The sequence below is a fragment of the Streptomyces sp. NPDC048106 genome (assembly GCF_040706415.1).
In the GTDB taxonomy this organism is placed as follows: Bacteria; Actinomycetota; Actinomycetes; order Streptomycetales; family Streptomycetaceae; genus Streptomyces.
Window position 1 is genome coordinate 23840 of record NZ_JBEZND010000017.1, and the last position, 15436, is coordinate 39275.

Below are 15436 nucleotides of genomic sequence, written 5' to 3' on the forward strand. Positions count from 1 at the left end.
CTCACGCGTAGGGGCTGTCGGCGCCGGCGGCGGCCGGGCGGGCCGCCCGGGAGGGGCAGCAGCCGACCGGGCAGACGTCGTGGCTCGCGCCCAGGCTGCCCAGGGCGCAGGGGGTGTTGTCCTGGCCGCGCTCGGTGGCGGCACGCTCCAGGATCAGCTCGCGCACGGCGGCGGCGAACCGGGGGTCGGCGCCCACGGTGGCCGAGCGGCGCACCGGCAGGCCCAGTTCCCCGGCCTTGGCCGTGGCCTCCGTGTCGAGGTCGTAGAGGACCTCCATGTGGTCGGAGACGAAGCCGATGGGGGCCATGACGACCGCCGGGACGCCGGCCGCGTGCAGCTCCTGGAGGTGGTCGCAGATGTCGGGCTCCAGCCAGGGGATGTGCGGGGCGCCGGAGCGGGACTGGTAGACGAGGCGCCAGGGGTGGTCCACGCCGGTGCGCTCGCGGACCGCGTCGGCGATCAGCCGGGCCACGTCCAGGTGCTGCGCGACGTAGGCCCCGCCCTCGCCGTGGGCCTCGACGGGGCCTGAGGTGTCGGCGGCGGCCGTGGGGATGGAGTGGGTGCTGAAGGCGATGTGGGCGCCGTCGCGGACGTCGTCGGGGAGGTCGGCGAGGGAGCGCAGCACACCGTCGATCATCGGTTCGACGAAGCCGGGGTGGTTGAAGTAGTGCCGCAGCTTGTCGACCTTCGGCGGCTCCAGGCCCTCGGCCCGCAGGGCGGCCAGCGCGTCGGCGAGGTTCTCGCGGTACTGGCGGCAGCCCGAGTAGGAGGCGTAGGCGCTGGTGGCGAGGACCAGGACGCGGCGGCGGCCGTCGGCGACCATCTCGCGCAGGGTGTCGGTCAGGTACGGCGCCCAGTTGCGGTTGCCCCAGTAGACCGGCAGGTCCAGGCCGTGCTCGGCGAAGTCCTCGCGCAGGGCCTGGAGCAGGGCGCGGTTCTGGCCGTTGATGGGGCTGACCCCGCCGAACCGGAAGTAGTGCTGCCCGACTTCCTTCAGGCGTTCCTTCGGGATGCCGCGCCCGCGCGTGACGTTCTCCAGGAACGGGACCACGTCGTCGGGGCCTTCCGGGCCGCCGAAGGAGAGCAGGAGCAGGGCGTCGTACGGGGTGGCATCGAGCGCGTCTGGCATGTCTCGATCCTGCCACCCGGCACCGGTCCCCCGGCAACCGCGGGACGAGGAGTCGGGATCAAGGCGGTTCATGGCGAGATGTCCCGCTGACATATCGGGTGCACCTGGGGTCTCCTCACTCGTAAGCTGTATGCGCCGCATTCGCGCCTTACCGGAACCGCCTCGGAGAACACGTGCCCAGCCCCTACAGAGCCCTCTTCGACGTGCCCGGCACCAAGGCCTTCGCGGCGGCGGGGCTCCTCGGCCGGATGCCGCTGTCCATGATGGGCATCGGCGTGGTCACGATGATCTCCCAGCTCACCGGGCGTTACGGGCTCGCGGGCGCGCTGTCGGCCACCATCGCGCTGTCCGCCGCCGTGCTCGGCCCCCAGGTCTCCCGGCTGGTGGACCGGCACGGCCAGAGCCGGGTGCTGCGCCCCGCGACCCTGGTGGCCCTCGTCGCGGCCGCCGGGCTGCTGCTGGCGGCCCATTTCGGGTGGCCGGACCGGGTGCTGTTCGCCTGCGCCGCCGGCATCGGCGCGGTGCCGAGCCTGGGCGCGATGGTCCGGGCCCGCTGGGCCGCCCTGTACCGGGGCACGCCCCGGCTGCACACCGCCTACTCGTTCGAGTCGGTCATGGACGAGGTCTGCTTCGTCTTCGGGCCGATCATCTCCATCGGCCTGTGCACGGTCTGGTTCCCGGAGGCGGGCCCGCTGCTCGCCGCCGTCTTCCTGGCCGTCGGCGTGTGCTGGCTGTCCGCCCTGCGCGCCACCGAGCCCAAGCCGCATCCGCGCGAACGGGACGGCGGGGGCAGCGCGCTGCGCTCGCCGGGGCTCAAGGTGCTGGTGGCGACCTTCGTGGCGACCGGCGCGATCTTCGGTTCGGTGGACGTGGTCACGGTCGCCTTCGCCGACGAACGCGGCCACAAGGGCGCCGCGAGCGTGGTGCTCGCCCTCTACGCGGCCGGTTCCTGTGTGGCCGGGGCGGTCTTCGGGCTGCTGCGGCTCGCCGGGGCGCCGGAACGCCGCTGGCTGCTGGGCGTCGCCGCCATGGCCGTGAGTATGATCCCCCTCCTACTGGTCGGAAACCTGCCGCTTCTGGCCGTGGCGCTGTTCGTTTCGGGGCTGTCCATCGCACCGACGATGATCACGACGATGTCCCTCATCGAAGAGCACGTACCCCGTGCGCAGCTCACCGAGGGCATGACCTGGGTGAGCACCGGCCTCGCGGTCGGCGTGGCGCTCGGCTCCTCGCTGGCCGGTTCGGTGATCGACGCCGCCGGGGCGCGCGCCGGGTACGGGGTCCCGGTGCTGTCCGGGGCCGCCGCGGTCGTGGTCGGTTTCCTCGGGTACCGCCGGCTGCGCAGGCCGGCCGCGGGTCGGGGAGGGACCGTTGAGCAGCACAGCGAGCGGCAGGACGAGCGGCGCGAGCGGAATATGGCGTAACTGGGGCGGGAACGTCGCGGCCCGGCCCGCCCGGCAGGTCGCGCCGGCCTCGGTGGAGGAGCTGGCCGCGACGGTGCGCCGGGCCCGTGAGGACGGGCTGCCGGTGAAGGCCGTGGGCACCGGGCACTCCTTCACCTCGATCGCGGCCACCGACGGCGTGTTGATACGCCCTCAACTGTTGACGGGCATACGCAGGATCGACCGGGACACGATGACGGTCACGGTCGAGGCGGGCACCCCACTCAAGAGACTCAACGCGGCGCTGGCGCGCGAGGGTCTGTCGCTCACCAACATGGGCGACATCATGGAGCAGACGGTCTCCGGGGCCACCAGCACCGGCACCCATGGCACGGGCCGCGACTCCGCCTCCATCGCCGCCCAGATCAAGGGCCTCGAACTCGTCACGGCGGACGGCTCGGTGCTCACCTGCTCCGCGACGGAGAACCCCGAGGCCTTCGCCGCCGCCCGCATAGGGCTCGGCGCGCTCGGCATCGTCACCGCGATCACCTTCGCCGTGGAGCCGCTGTTCCTGCTGACGGCGCGCGAGGAGCCGATGCCGCTCGACCGGGTCCTCGCCGAGTGCGACCAACTCTGGGCGGAGAACGAGCACTTCGAGTTCTACTGGTTCCCGCACACCGGGAACACCAACACCAAGCGCAACAACCGCAGCGCGGGCCCCGAGCAGCCGGTCGGGCGGCTGGCCGGCTGGTTCGAGGACGAGTTCCTCTCCAACGGCGTCTTCCAGGTGGCCCAGTGGGTCGGCCGGGCCGCTCCCGTGAGCATCCCGGCGATCGCGAAGATCTCCAGCAGAGTGCTGTCCGCGCGGACGTACACCGACATCCCGTACAAGGTCTTCACCTCGCCGCGCCGGGTGCGCTTCGTGGAGATGGAGTACGCCGTGCCGCGCGCGGCCCTGGTGGAGACGCTGCGCGAACTGAAGGCCATGGTCGCGCGGTCGGGCCTGCGCGTCAGCTTCCCGGTGGAGGTGCGCACCGCCCCGGCCGACGACATCGCCCTGTCCACCGCCTCGGGCCGGGACAGCGCCTACATCGCCGTCCACATGTACCGGGGCACGCCGTACCAGTCGTACTTCACCGCCGCAGAGCGCATCTTCACCGCGCACGAGGGCCGGCCGCACTGGGGCAAGGTGCACACCCGGGACGCGGAGTACCTCGCGCGGGTGTATCCGCGGTTCGCCGAGTTCACGGCGTTGCGAGACCGCCTTGACCCGGAACGGCTGTTCCGGAACCACTACTTGCGGAGGGTGCTGGGGTCGTAGGCACCCCGGCGGAGCCGCTGGGCGCGGGGGCCGGGGTGGCCTGGCCGCCGCCGGCCGCCCCGTCCGGCGAGGCGCTCGGGGCGGGCGTCGCCGGGTCCGCGGTCCCGCCGCCGGAACCGGAGCCGGAGCCCGAGCCCGAGGTGACGCCGGTGGAGGCGCCGTCACCCGGGGACGTATGCGAAGGGAGCTGACCGGGGTCATCCGTTCGGTGGACGGCGGACCTACGACCGCCGACCGCGTCGCCGACGGTCGTGCCGGTGCCCCCGCTGAAGCTGCCGCCGGACACCAGTTCGTACGCAGTGATGCCGCCCATGGTCACCCCGAACACGAGAACGGCCGCGATCACCGGCCGCCGCCAGTTCCTGGCCCGCGCGCGGTAGACGGTGCCCGCGGAGAACTCGCCCAAGGCGGGCGGCTCCGGCACCCGGGGCGCGGCGGCGGACGTCCTGGCTTCCCGGAACTGCTCCCCGGTCCGCCGGAAGAAGTGCTGGAAGACGGTGCCGCCGCAGGTGGCGATCACGCTGACGACACCGGCGCCGAGGATCGTGCCGTACACGCCGAAGGAGGAGGCCAGCTTCGCCGCGATGACCGCCGCCAGGGCGCCGCCCGCCACCTGGGGGACGTTCAGGTCGATCCGCTTCCGCTGCCCATCGGGTGTTTCGCGCATACCCGGAACTTGCCTGCCTTTCCCGTACTTGATCGACATCGGGGTACCGACTGCACGAGATAGGGACGTATACGCGGAACCATTAGTTCCGTTTCCGGGTATTGCGTGAAGTTCGCCACGTCCATGATCCACAAAACCGGTTGCGCGGGGCTCGAACGCCTCCCTTGCCAGAAGTTGGGCGGCGCGCCAATCCACGCACGTGGCCCGAATGGAGTACTGTTGCGAGCCCTGGGTCCGGTCTCCCACCAGGGTGTCCGCGGCCACCAAGGACCGCCTGGAGGGGGCTAGTTGCACAGGGTGACAGGCTCGGTCACTTAGAGTGGCGAACTGGTAACCGTGCCATAACGGCGACCCAGGGCCCGTGCCCGACACGCCGGGCAACTCGGCAAGGTTGTGGCAGGCTGCACCCGGGCAGGCCACACTCGACTAGCGGAAGCAGCGACGCACGTGACGTCGGCAGGCACCACCCGGGAGGTCCCCATGCCCGAACTGCGTGTCGTGGCCGTCTCGAATGACGGCACACGGCTGGTGCTGAAGGCTGCCGACTCTACGGAATACACGCTTCCGATCGACGAACGGCTGCGCGCCGCCGTGCGCGGCGACCGGCCGCGCCTCGGCCAGATCGAGATCGAGGTCGAGAGCCATCTGCGCCCCCGCGACATCCAGGCGCGGATACGAGCCGGTGCCACCGCGGAGGAGGTCGCGCAGCTCGCGGGCATCCCCGTCGACCGGGTGCGGCGCTTCGAGGGCCCGGTGCTGGCCGAGCGCGCCTTCATGGCCGAGCGGGCCCGCAAGACCCCGGTCCGCCGCCCCGGCGAGAACTCGGGTCCGCTGCTCGGCGAGGCCGTGCAGGAGCGGCTGTTGCTGCGCGGCGCCGAGAAGGACACCGTCCAGTGGGACTCCTGGCGCCGCGACGACGGCACCTGGGAGGTGCTGCTCGTCTACCGGGTCGCGGGCGAACCGCACTCGGCGAGCTGGACGTACGACCCGCCCCGGCGGCTGGTCCAGGCCGTGGACGACGAGGCGCGCTCGCTGATCGGCGAGTCCGACGACCTCGCCGTAGCGGAGCCGAGCTTCCCGTTCGTCCCGCGCATCGCCCGGCTGCCGCGCGAGCGTTCGATGGACCGCGCCCTGGAACGGACCGATCGGGAGCGGCCGAGCCTGCCCGCGCAGCCGTCCGAACCCGACGAGGAGAGCATCGGCGAACGGGACTCGCTGACCAGCCTGCTGGAGGCGGTGCCGTCCTTCCGCGGCGACATGGTGGTGCCGGAGCGCAACCCGCAGACCACGGACGAGCCCGACGAGGAGGCCTGCGTGGAGGAGCCGCCGGCGCCCGCCGCCTCGGCCGGCTCGGCCTACGCGGACGTCCTCATGCCCCGCTCGGTCGGCAGCCACCGCGACCGGCTGACCGGCGCCACCGACCGCCAGGCCGAGGCCGACGGCGTACGCCCCGGCCGCCGCGCGGCCGTCCCGAGCTGGGACGAGATCGTGTTCGGCACCCGGCGCAAGAAGCAGGAGTAAGCGGCCGTACGACGACGGGAGGTGCGGGGCGACCGACCGCCCCGCACCTCCCGTCCGCCGCCGCTACTGCGGGTCCGCCCCCACGGCCACCGGCCGGGACGGGTCCGCGGACCACTCCGACCACGAACCGACGTACAGGGCCGCCGGGATGCCCGCCACCGCGAGGGCCAGCACCTCGTGGGCGCCGGAGACACCCGAGCCGCAGTAGACGCCCACCGGCGCCTCGGTGGAGACGCCGAGGGCCTTGAAGCGGTCCTTCAGCTCGGCGGCCGGCAGGAAACGGCCGTCGGGGCCCACGTTCTCCGTGGTCGGCGCCGAGACCGCGCCGGGGATGTGCCCGCCGACCCGGTCCACGGGCTCCACCTCGCCCCGGTACCGCTCCCCCGCGCGGGCGTCCAGCAGCACACCCGTGCGGGCCAGTTCGGCGGCCCCGTCCGCGTCCAGCAGGCCCGCGGCGTCCGGCGCCGGCACGAAGTCGCCCTCGGCGGGCTCGGGCACCCGCGTCGACAACTCCCCCGTCCAGGACGGCAACCCGCCGTCGAGGACCCGCACGTCCGGGTGACCCGTCCAGCGCAGCATCCACCACGCGCGCGCGGCGGCCCAGCCCTGCCCGCCGTCGTACACGACGACCGGGCGGCTCGCCGACACGCCCGCGCGGCGCATCGCGGCGCCGAACTCCGCGAGGTCCGGCAGCGGATGGCGGCCGTGCGCGCCCGGGGCCGCGGCCAGCTCCCGGTCCAGGTCGACGAAGACCGCGCCGGGGATGTGGCCGGCCGCGTGCTCCGCCCGGCCGTCGAAGGGCGGGGCACCCGCCGCCTTCGCCAGGCTCAACTGCCAGCGGACGTCCAGCAGGACCGGCGGCTCCTCGCCGGCGAGCGCCTCGGCGAGTTCGGATGCGGTGATGATGACTGTCATGGCGCCATGCATACGCCAGGGGTGGCCGCGGCGTCCAGGTCCGGTTACTCTGCTCGGCCGGGCAGGCTCGATCACGGCCTGTAGGTGATCGAGCACGTGCCGTACACCCGTCGGACATTCGTCGGACATCCGTCGGAAATCCGCCGGGCATCGTCAGGAAGCGGTGAAGGACGCCGGCCCGGACATTCTTCCGAAAGACACCGGCAAACCGGCGGCGCGGCGACGCGACAGGGCCGCGCGACCGTGGAGGATGCGGACACACCGATACGGGCGTACGCGCCGGCGGCGTGCACACACCTGCCGGAGAAGCGGAAGCGACACGGCCACCGCACGAGGCGGCCGGGGAGAGAGTGATCGATGACCGAGGCACGGGAGTCGGCCGGTCCGCAGGCGCTGCGCGCGCCCGGCACACCCTGCTGGGTGAGCCTGATGGCGCACCGGCTCACCGCCACCGAGGAGTTCTACGGGGAGCTGTTCGGCTGGGAGTTCCGGCCGGGCCCGCAGCAGCTCGGCCCGAACGTGCGGGCGCTGCTGGACGGGCGCGAGGTGGCCGGCATGGGCCAGCTGCCGCCGGAGAACCGGCTGCCGGTGGCCTGGACGCCCTATCTCGCCTCGGACGACGTGGACCGCGCGGCCGAGGCGGTACGGCTGTGCGGCGGCACGGTGGCGGTCGGTCCGCTGGACGCGGCGGACGCCGGACGGCTGGCCATCGTCGCGGACCCGGTGGGCGCGGTGTTCGGCATCTGGCAGGCGCCCGCGCATGTCGCCCCGGCGGTGACCGGGGTGCCGGGCACACCGGCGTGGAACGAGCTGCTCACGTTCGAGACGGAGACCGTCGCCAAGTTCTACGCGAGCGTGTTCGGCTACCAGACGGACCCGGTGGTATCCGCCGGCTTCGACTACGTGACCCTGCGCGTCGGCGGGCGCCCGGTGGCCGGGCTGCACGGCGTGGGCCACGGGCTGCCCCGGGACCGGGGGCCGTACTGGCAGACCTACTTCGAAGTGGCCGACACCGCCGGGACGCTGCGTCGGGTGACCGGCCTCGGTGGCCGGATCGTCCGCCCGGCCACGGACAGCCCGCACGGGCGGGTGGCCACGGTGGCGGATCCGGAGGGCGCGGTGTTCTCGGTGATCCAGGACCCGCGCTGACCCCCCTGGCGTGACCGGCGGACCGGCTCCCGGTGGGCTCAGGACGACGAGACGGGCAGCACGTCCGGCGACAGGGCCGCCGCGCGAGCCGTCGCGGCGGTCATCCGGCGCCGGTGGTGGCGGCGGCACAGCACCTCGTAACCGACCTCGCCCGCCGCCTGGTTGACGTCCCCGACGACGACCTGGGCGCCCTCGACCACCATCTGGCCGCCGATCGTACGGGCGTTGTGCGTGGCGCGGGCGCCGCACCAGCACAGTGCCTCCACCTGGAGCACCTCGATGCGGTCGGCCAGCTCCACCAGCCGCTGGGAGCCGGGGAAGAGCTTGGAGCGGAAGTCGGTGGTGATGCCGAAGGCGAAGACGTCCACGCCGAGGTCGTCCACCACGCGCGCGAGCTGGTCGATCTGCACCGGGGCGAGGAACTGCGCCTCGTCCGCGATCACGTAGTCGATTTTTCCGCCCTGCGAGAGGTGGTCCACGACGTAGACGTACAGGTCCTGGTCGTCGGCGACCTCGACCGCGTCGGTGACCAGGCCGAGGCGCGAGGACAGCTTGCCCGCGCCCGCACGGTCGTTGCGGGTGAATATCATCCCGGCCAGGCCCCGCGTGGAGCGGTTGTGCTCGATCTGCAGAGCCAGCGTCGACTTCCCGCAGTCCATCGTTCCGGAGAAGAACACCAGCTCGGGCATGAGGAGTTGAGCACCTTTCGGCGAGGGGACGGAGAAGCGGACGGGGGACCGGTCAGGAGCGTACTTCGAGCAGCGGGACCAGTTGCTCCACGGGAGTCATCGAACCGTGGTTGCCCACCAGCGCGGACTCCTTGGGTTCCCGCTCGGAGGCGATGATCAGGACATCGTCGTACGCGGCCGCGATCACGTCGCCGAGCCGGGCGTAGACCCGCTCGTCCACCCGCGGCCCGAACCACCCGGCCGCGATCGCCTCGTCGCGCGAGGCCACCCAGAACTGCTCGCCGAGCACCTCGCGCCAGCAGGCCAGTACGTCGTTCTCGGCGCCCGGCACCGCGTACACGTGGCGGGCCCGGCCCTCGCCGCCCAACAGGGCGACTCCGGCGCTGAGTTCCCAGTCCGTGTCGAAGTCGAAGCGGTGCTCCTCGTCGAACGGCACGTCGATCATGCCGTGGTCGGCGGTGACGTAGAGCGCGCTGCGCGGCGGAAGCTGCTCGGCCAGGCGCTGGGCCAGCCGGTCGACGAACATCAGCTGGCCGCGCCAGGTGTCGGAGTCGACGCCGTAGCGGTGGCCGGCGCCGTCGAGTTCCGCGTAGTACGTGTACACCAGCGAGCGGTCCCCGGCGGCCAGCTGGGCGGCCGCGAGGTCCATGCGCTCCTCGCCGGACAGCCTTCCGTGGAAGCTGCCGCCGCTGAGCGCGACCTTGGTGAGCGGGGTGTGCTGAAACGTGGGCGAGGAGACCTGGGCGGCGTGCACCCCGGCCTCGTGGGCCAGCTGGAAGACCGTGGGGTACGGCTGCCAGGGGCGCGGGTCGGTGTACGGCTGCCAGCGGAGCTGGTTCATCAGCGCGCCGGTGGCCGGGTCGCGGACCGTGTAGCCGGGCAGGCCGTGGGCGCCGGGGGGCAGGCCGGTGCCGACGGAGGCGAGGGAGGTCGCGGTGGTCGCCGGGTAGCCCGCGGTGAGCGGCCGGCCGGTGCCGCCGCGCGAGCTGCCGAGCAGCGAGGTGAGGAAGGGCGCCTCGTCGGGGTGGGCGCGCAACTGCTCCCAGCCGAGGCCGTCGACCAGGAAGACACAGGCGCGGTCGACCGGGGTCAGCTCCGATATCGCCGCGGTCATGCCGGGGACGTCCATGCCGGCGGCGAGCGTGGGGAGCAGGTCGGCGAGGGAGCCGCTGCCGTACTCGGGCAGCGGCGCGGTGGCCAGGGCGAGGGGTTCCGGGTGGTCCCAGGCGGAGAGCTGGGACATCAGTGGTCGAGGTCCGCGGTCGCCTCGGAGAGGGCCTGGGCGAAGGCGAGCGCCTCGCGCACCGTCTCCGGGCCGTCCCCGGCCTCGCTGACGCGGAGGCTGAGGTCGTCCGCCGTGGAGCTGCCCGTGTAGCCGTGGTCGGCGTCGCAGTTGGGGTCGCCGCAGGCGGCGGGCTCCAGGTCGAGCCGGCTGACCGCGCCCCAGCCGATGGTCAGCACGACCTCGCGGGGCAGGGTGCCCGGGGTGTACTGCTCGGGGTTGGCGACGACGCGGCTGACCACGACGGAGGAGATCCGGCTGAGCTTCACGGACTCGGTGGAGGTGGTGGCGTACGGCGTCGGGGAGGTGCTGTCGGCGGCCTGCTCGTCGGTGTGGCTGACGATGAAGCGGTTGGCGCTGAGGACCAGGACGGTCACATGGCGGCGCACCTCGTTCTGGTCGAACGTGGTCTCCTGGTGGACCAGGTACGACCGGATGGGCTCGCCGCCCACGGCTGCCTCCACCGCCTCGGCCACGAGGGCCGGGTAGTAGCCGCTGCGCTCGATCGCCGCTCGCAGCCCCTGGGTCGTCGTACTGGTCTTGGCCATGGCGTCCATCCTAGTCCGTGGCCAGGGGCACTCCGGGCCAACGGGGCGTCCCCGGGGCAGGGGGGCCGGGCGGGTTCCGGAGAGGGGGATCGGGCGGGTCGCCGGGCGCCTCGTGGTCCCGCTCTCGCGTGCCCCGCCGGACCGGCCCTTGCCTGATCTCCACCCGCTCGGCGGCGATCAGGCAGGACACGGGTTCGCATCCGCCGGCGTCCGCCTCGAAGGCGACGACGACGGGCGGTGTCTCTCCGAGGAACCGGACAAGGCGCGCGGTCTCGTCGGGCGCGGGGGCGCGGAAGACGGGGTCCTGGAACGAGAACGGGCAGGACACGAAGACGGGCGCGACGAAGACCGCTTCCAGGATGTGGTGGTACGTGAGGTCGTACCCGGCGGCCAGCCGCAGCGCCCCGGCGTCCCAGCCGATCACCTCCCAGTCCCACAAGCTGGTCTCGGGGAGCCGGTGGCCGGCGAGGTCCATGGGGTCAGTAGGCCGGCATGGTGCGGGGGCCGTGGTCGTCGCGGGCGGGTGGCGGGGCGAGGCGCAGGGTCGCGCCGAGGACGCTCGCGCCGTGCGGGGCCACGACCACCGGTTCCAGGGTGACGGCGACCACCTCGGGGTGGTCGTCGACCAGGCGGGAGACCCGCAGCAGCAGTTCCTCCAGGGCGGGGGTGTCGACGGGGGTGGAGCCACGCCAGCCGAACAGCAGGGGCGCGGTGCGGATCGCGCGCACCAGCGAGGTCGCGTCCCGGTCGGTGACCGGGATCAGCCGGTGCGCCGTGTCGCCCAGCAGCTGCGACGGCGCGCCGGCCAGGCCGAAGGACAGCACGGCCCCGGCCGCCGGGTCGATCACGGCCCGTACGACGGTGTCGACGCCCCGGGGCGCCATCCCCTGCACCACCGGCCGCAGCTCCTCCGGCTTGCCGAACAGCTCGCTCAACTCCGCGTACGCCCGCCGCAGTTGTTCCTCGTCCGCCAGGTCCAGGCGTACGCCGCCCAGGTCGGCGCGGTGCCGCAGGTGCGGGGCGGTCGCCTTCAGGGCCACCGGGTAGCCGAGGGTGCGGGCGGCCTCGGCGGCGGCGTCGGCGGTGGGCGCGGAAAGCGCGCGGCGCACCCGGATGCCGTACTTCGCGAGCAGCTCGCAGGTCTGCGCGTCCGAGATCGTGAGCCCCTCCCCCCGCGCCAGCAGCTCGCCGATCAGCCGCGCGGCCCCCTTCTCGTCGATGTCCTCGTACTCCGGGACCCGACCGGGCTCGGCCGCGTCCCGGCGCCACTGCCCGTACCGGACGGCCTCGGCGAGGGCCCGTACGGCGCGCTCGGCGGCGGGGTAGGCGGGGATGAGGCGGGTGCCTTCCGGTGCCGCCGGCGCTCGCGCTCCCGCGGCGGGCGAGGGCTCCGCGCGGTGGCGGGGAGGCTGGGCCCCGCCTTCGGTGCCGGGTGCCCGCTCCACGGACTGGGGCGCGGTACTGGCCGCCGCGGAGAGCGCCTCCGCCAGCCCGCCGAGCTCCACATGCACCACCAGCACCGGTTTCCCCGGCGCCGTGGCCGCGGCCGAGCCCAGCGCCTGAGCCAGCTCCGCGTCCCCGGGCGACGCCTCCCCGATCGCGGGTATCGCCGTCACCACGACGGAGTCGTTCGTGTCGTCGGCCAGCGCGGCGCTGAGCGCCCGGTGGAAGTCCTCCGGCGTCGCCCCGGTCGTCAGGTCGAGCGGCCGCGCGGGCCGCAGCCCCTCCGCGAGGCACCGGTCGTACGTCAGCACGCCCAGCGACTCGGAGTTCCCGAGGATCGCCACCCGCGGCCCGGCGGGCAGCGGCTGCCGGGCGAGCAGCAGACCGGCGTCGACCAGCTCCGTGATGGTGTCGACCCGGATCACCCCGGCCTGCCGCAGCAGCGCGGACACGGTCGCGTGCGGCAGCCGCGTCGCGCGCACCGCGTGGCCCTGCGGTGCCGTACCCGTCCCCTGCACCACGACCAGCGGCTTCGCCGCCGCCGTGCGCCGGGCGAGCCGGGTGAACTTGCGCGGGTTGCCGATGGTCTCCAGGTACATGAGGACGACGTCGGTGTCCGGGTCGTCGTACCAGTACTGGAGGACGTCGTTGCCGGACACGTCCGCCCGGTTGCCCGCGGAGACGAACGTGGAGACGCCGCTGACGCCGGTCACCCCGCCCCCGCGCCGGTGCAGCCGGGACAGCAGGGCGATGCCGATGGCGCCGGACTGGGCGAACATGCCGATGCGCCCGGGGCGCGGCATCTCGGGGGCGAGGGAGGCGTTGAGCCGTACGTCCGGGGCGGTGTTGATGACGCCGAACGCGTTGGGTCCGATGATCCGCATGCCGTACGCGCGGGCCTGCCGCACCAGCGCCCGCTGCCGCTCCCGCCCCTCGGGACCGCTTTCCGCGTACCCGGCGCTGAGCACGACGAGCCCCTGCACGCCGTGCTCCCCGCACTCGGCGACCACCGCCGGCACGTACTCGGCCGGTACGGCAACGACGGCGAGGTCCACCGGGCCGTCGATGTCCCGCACACAGCGGTACGCGGCCACCCCGTCGGCCTCCGCCAGGTCCTCGGGGAAGGCCTTGTTCACCGCGTACAGCCGGCCCGGGTACCCGGCGTCCCTGATGTTGGCCAGGACGCTGCGGCCCACCCCGCCGGGCGCGCGGCCGACGCCGATGACCGCGACGGAGCCGGGCGCGAGGAGCCGCTGCACCGAGCGGGCCTCGGCGCGCTGCTCCCGCGCGTACTGCACGGCGAGGGCGCGGTCCGTGGGTTCGAGGTCCAGCTCCAGGCGTACGACGCCGTCCTCGAAGCTGCGTTTCTGGGTGTACCCGGCGTCCGTGAACACCTTGATCATCTTGGTGTTGGCGGGCAGCACCTCGGCGGCGAAGCGGCGGATGCCCCGCTCCCGGGCGACGGCCGCGATGTGCTCCAGCAGGGCGGAGGCGACTCCCCGGCCCTGGTGGGCGTCCTGCACCAGGAAGGCGACCTCGGCCTCGTCGGCGGGGCCGGACGCGGGCGCGCCGCCGGCCCCGATGCGGTCGTAGCGCACGGTCGCGATGAACTCGCCGCCCACGGTGGCCGCGAGACCCACCCGGTCCACGAAGTCGTGGTGCGTGAAGCGGTGGACGTCCTTGGCGGACAGCCGGGGGTAGGGGGCGAAGAAGCGGTAGTACTTGGACTCGTCCGAGACCTGCTCGTAGAAGTGGACCAGATGGTCGGCGTCGTCGACGGTGATGGGCCGAATGCGGGCGGTACCTCCGTCCCGCAGGACCACGTCCGCCTCCCAGTGCGCGGGGTAGTCGTACCGGCCCTGCGGTTCCGCCGAGGTTCGCATGGGCCCCAGGGTACGGCTCGCGTCCGGCAACGGCGCGGGGCAGTCTGTGGAGCACGGCGGAGGGGGCGCGAGCCCCTCTTCTGGCCCGCTTCACGATATGGAAGACTGGTCTAGACAACCCTGAACAGTGAAGGGCAGCAACACATGGCTGAGCGCCGCGTCAACGTCGGCTGGGCCGAGGGTCTTCACGCCCGCCCCGCCTCCATCTTCGTCCGGGCCGCCACGGCCGCAGGCATCCCGGTGACGATCAGCAAGTCCGGCGGCACCCCGGTCAACGCGGCCTCCATGCTGGGCGTGCTGGGCCTGGGCGCCCAGGGCGGCGAGGAGATCGTGCTCACCTCCGACGCCGAGGGCGCGGACGCCGCCCTCGACCGGCTGGCCAAGCTGGTCGCCGAGGGCCTGGAAGAGCTGCCCGAGACCGTCTGAGCCCCGAGCGCCCGCCGGGCCGGCCGGACTGTCCGGCCGGCCCGGCGGGCGCTTCACGCGGCGGTGGCCGTCAACTCCGGCTGGCCGCCGGGTCCTTGCCGGACGCCGTGACCGTCAGTGTCACCGCGGCGGGCGGGAGGGTTTACGGGGTGCCCTGGACCGGAAAATCGCGCCGGGCCCCGCCGGACTGCGCCGCCTCGGCACTTTCGGGGTACCGCGGAATTCACCGGGACATGGAATTCACGGCAGCCGGGAAATAGGGAAATGGCCACCCGCTGAATATCCCCCCACTTTGTATACGGCACCCGTGTTAACACCGTGCACCGGACATGTTTACGGTATGTTGCGAGATACCCGGGCGTTCCGCGGCGCCGGGGATCCGCAGCCGGTGCGCGGCCGTCGTGCGCTGGGTGTGCAGCGCGGTCACCGCGCGGGCGCGCTCGTCGTCGCCGCGTGCCACCGCGTCCACGATCGCGCCGTGCTCCGCCCACGCGCCGACCAGGTCCGGCGGCGCGTCCACCGTGTACATCCAGGCGATCTTGTGGCGCAGCTGGGTGAGTGTCGAGGTCAGTGAGGGGCTGCCGCAGGACTGGGCCAGCGTCTCGTGGAACCAGCCGTTCAGGGCGCGCAGGTCCTCGCCGCCGCCCGTCCTGGCGCGCTCCTGCCCCAGCCGGACCAGGCCTCGCAGCACCTTCAGATGCGCCTCGGTGCGGCGCCGGGCGGCCCGCGCGGCCCCCAGCGGCTCCAGGAGCAGGCGCATCTCCAGCAGGTCGGCGGCCTCCTGCTCGGTCGGCTCGGCCACGCAGGCGCCCGCGTGCCGGCGCGTCACCACGAAGCCCTCCGCCTCCAGGGTGCGCAGGGCCTCGCGCACGGGGACGCGCGAGACGCCGTAGCGGCGGGCGAGCACCTCCTCGGTGAGGCGGCCGCCGCGTTCGAGGGCGCCGGTGACGATGTCGTCCCGGATCGCCGTGCACACCGAGTGCGCCGGAATACGCATGACCGACCTCCGCCTTAATACCCGCGACACGACGCCGACGACGGACGCGTCTTTTCCGTGACTCTATTCCACCGGGCCGGAATT

Annotated in this window: 14 protein-coding genes; 5 read left to right on the forward strand and 9 right to left on the reverse strand. The window is 73.5% G+C overall.

The features are described 5' to 3' along the window. Nucleotide 1 precedes the first annotated feature (1 nt). On the reverse strand, nt 2-1129 hold the full coding sequence (locus tag AB0927_RS18985; protein ID WP_366668767.1) for a ferrochelatase: 1128 nt from the start codon (nt 1127-1129) through the stop codon (nt 2-4). 173 nt (nt 1130-1302) lie between these two features. Between AB0927_RS18985 and AB0927_RS18990 the strand changes: the two genes are divergently transcribed. Together AB0927_RS18990 and AB0927_RS18995 are read left to right on the forward strand one after the other, a co-directional pair. Continuing rightward, complete coding sequence (locus AB0927_RS18990) at nt 1303-2553, forward strand: MFS transporter (RefSeq protein WP_366668768.1); 1251 nt, start codon at nt 1303-1305, stop codon at nt 2551-2553. Further along, nucleotides 2501-3832: a D-arabinono-1,4-lactone oxidase gene (locus AB0927_RS18995; protein WP_366668769.1), complete on the forward strand. Its 1332-nt coding sequence runs from the start codon at nt 2501-2503 to the stop codon at nt 3830-3832. The genes AB0927_RS18990 and AB0927_RS18995 overlap by 53 nt, the downstream gene beginning before the upstream one ends. Here the strand turns inward: AB0927_RS18995 and AB0927_RS19000 are convergent. Further along, complete coding sequence (locus tag AB0927_RS19000; protein ID WP_366668770.1) at nt 3756-4499, reverse strand: hypothetical protein; 744 nt, start codon at nt 4497-4499, stop codon at nt 3756-3758. The genes AB0927_RS18995 and AB0927_RS19000 overlap by 77 nt on opposite strands. Before the next feature lie 480 nt (nt 4500-4979). Between AB0927_RS19000 and sepH the strand changes: the two genes are divergently transcribed. Then, nucleotides 4980-6020, forward strand: a complete 1041-nt coding sequence (gene sepH / locus AB0927_RS19005) for a septation protein SepH (RefSeq protein WP_366668771.1) — start codon at nt 4980-4982, stop codon at nt 6018-6020. 63 nt (nt 6021-6083) lie between these two features. Here the strand turns inward: sepH and AB0927_RS19010 are convergent, their stop codons facing one another. After that, on the reverse strand, nt 6084-6935 hold the full coding sequence (locus AB0927_RS19010; protein ID WP_366668772.1) for a sulfurtransferase: 852 nt from the start codon (nt 6933-6935) through the stop codon (nt 6084-6086). A gap of 357 nt (nt 6936-7292) precedes the next feature. On the opposite strand from AB0927_RS19010, the gene AB0927_RS19015 reads away from it, so the two are divergent. Continuing rightward, the gene (locus tag AB0927_RS19015) at nt 7293-8084 is read left to right on the forward strand and encodes a VOC family protein (protein WP_366668773.1); all 792 of its coding nucleotides are present in this window, start codon (nt 7293-7295) and stop codon (nt 8082-8084) included. 38 nt (nt 8085-8122) lie between these two features. Here the strand turns inward: AB0927_RS19015 and AB0927_RS19020 are convergent, their stop codons facing one another. From AB0927_RS19020 to AB0927_RS19040, 5 genes are read right to left on the reverse strand one after another with little or no spacing between them, the layout of a single operon-like run. After that, on the reverse strand, nt 8123-8773 hold the full coding sequence (locus tag AB0927_RS19020; protein ID WP_366668774.1) for a thymidine kinase: 651 nt from the start codon (nt 8771-8773) through the stop codon (nt 8123-8125). A gap of 52 nt (nt 8774-8825) precedes the next feature. Next, nucleotides 8826-10016, reverse strand: coding sequence for a nucleotide pyrophosphatase/phosphodiesterase family protein (locus tag AB0927_RS19025; protein WP_366668775.1), 1191 nt, complete (start codon nt 10014-10016; stop codon nt 8826-8828). Continuing rightward, a complete protein-coding gene (locus tag AB0927_RS19030; protein ID WP_366668776.1) occupies nt 10016-10603 on the reverse strand; it encodes a DUF5998 family protein in 588 nt (195 codons plus the stop codon). Before AB0927_RS19030 ends, AB0927_RS19025 begins: the two co-directional genes overlap by 1 nt. 10 nt (nt 10604-10613) lie before the next feature. After that, the gene (locus AB0927_RS19035) at nt 10614-11078 is read right to left on the reverse strand and encodes a hypothetical protein (protein ID WP_366668777.1); all 465 of its coding nucleotides are present in this window, start codon (nt 11076-11078) and stop codon (nt 10614-10616) included. Nucleotides 11079-11082: 4 nt separating this feature from the next. Continuing rightward, nucleotides 11083-13929 (reverse strand): GNAT family N-acetyltransferase, encoded by a 2847-nt coding sequence (locus AB0927_RS19040; protein ID WP_366668778.1) that lies wholly within the window; start codon nt 13927-13929, stop codon nt 11083-11085. A 144-nt stretch (nt 13930-14073) separates the two neighbouring features. On the opposite strand from AB0927_RS19040, the gene AB0927_RS19045 reads away from it, so the two are divergent. After that, nucleotides 14074-14355 carry an HPr family phosphocarrier protein gene (locus AB0927_RS19045; protein ID WP_366668779.1) on the forward strand — a complete coding sequence of 94 codons (282 nt, stop codon included), beginning with the start codon at nt 14074-14076 and terminating at the stop codon, nt 14353-14355. A 310-nt stretch (nt 14356-14665) separates the two neighbouring features. On the opposite strand, the gene AB0927_RS19050 is transcribed toward AB0927_RS19045, so the two are convergent. Continuing rightward, the gene (locus tag AB0927_RS19050; RefSeq protein ID WP_366668780.1) at nt 14666-15352 is read right to left on the reverse strand and encodes a GntR family transcriptional regulator; all 687 of its coding nucleotides are present in this window, start codon (nt 15350-15352) and stop codon (nt 14666-14668) included. Nucleotides 15353-15436 lie beyond the last annotated feature (84 nt).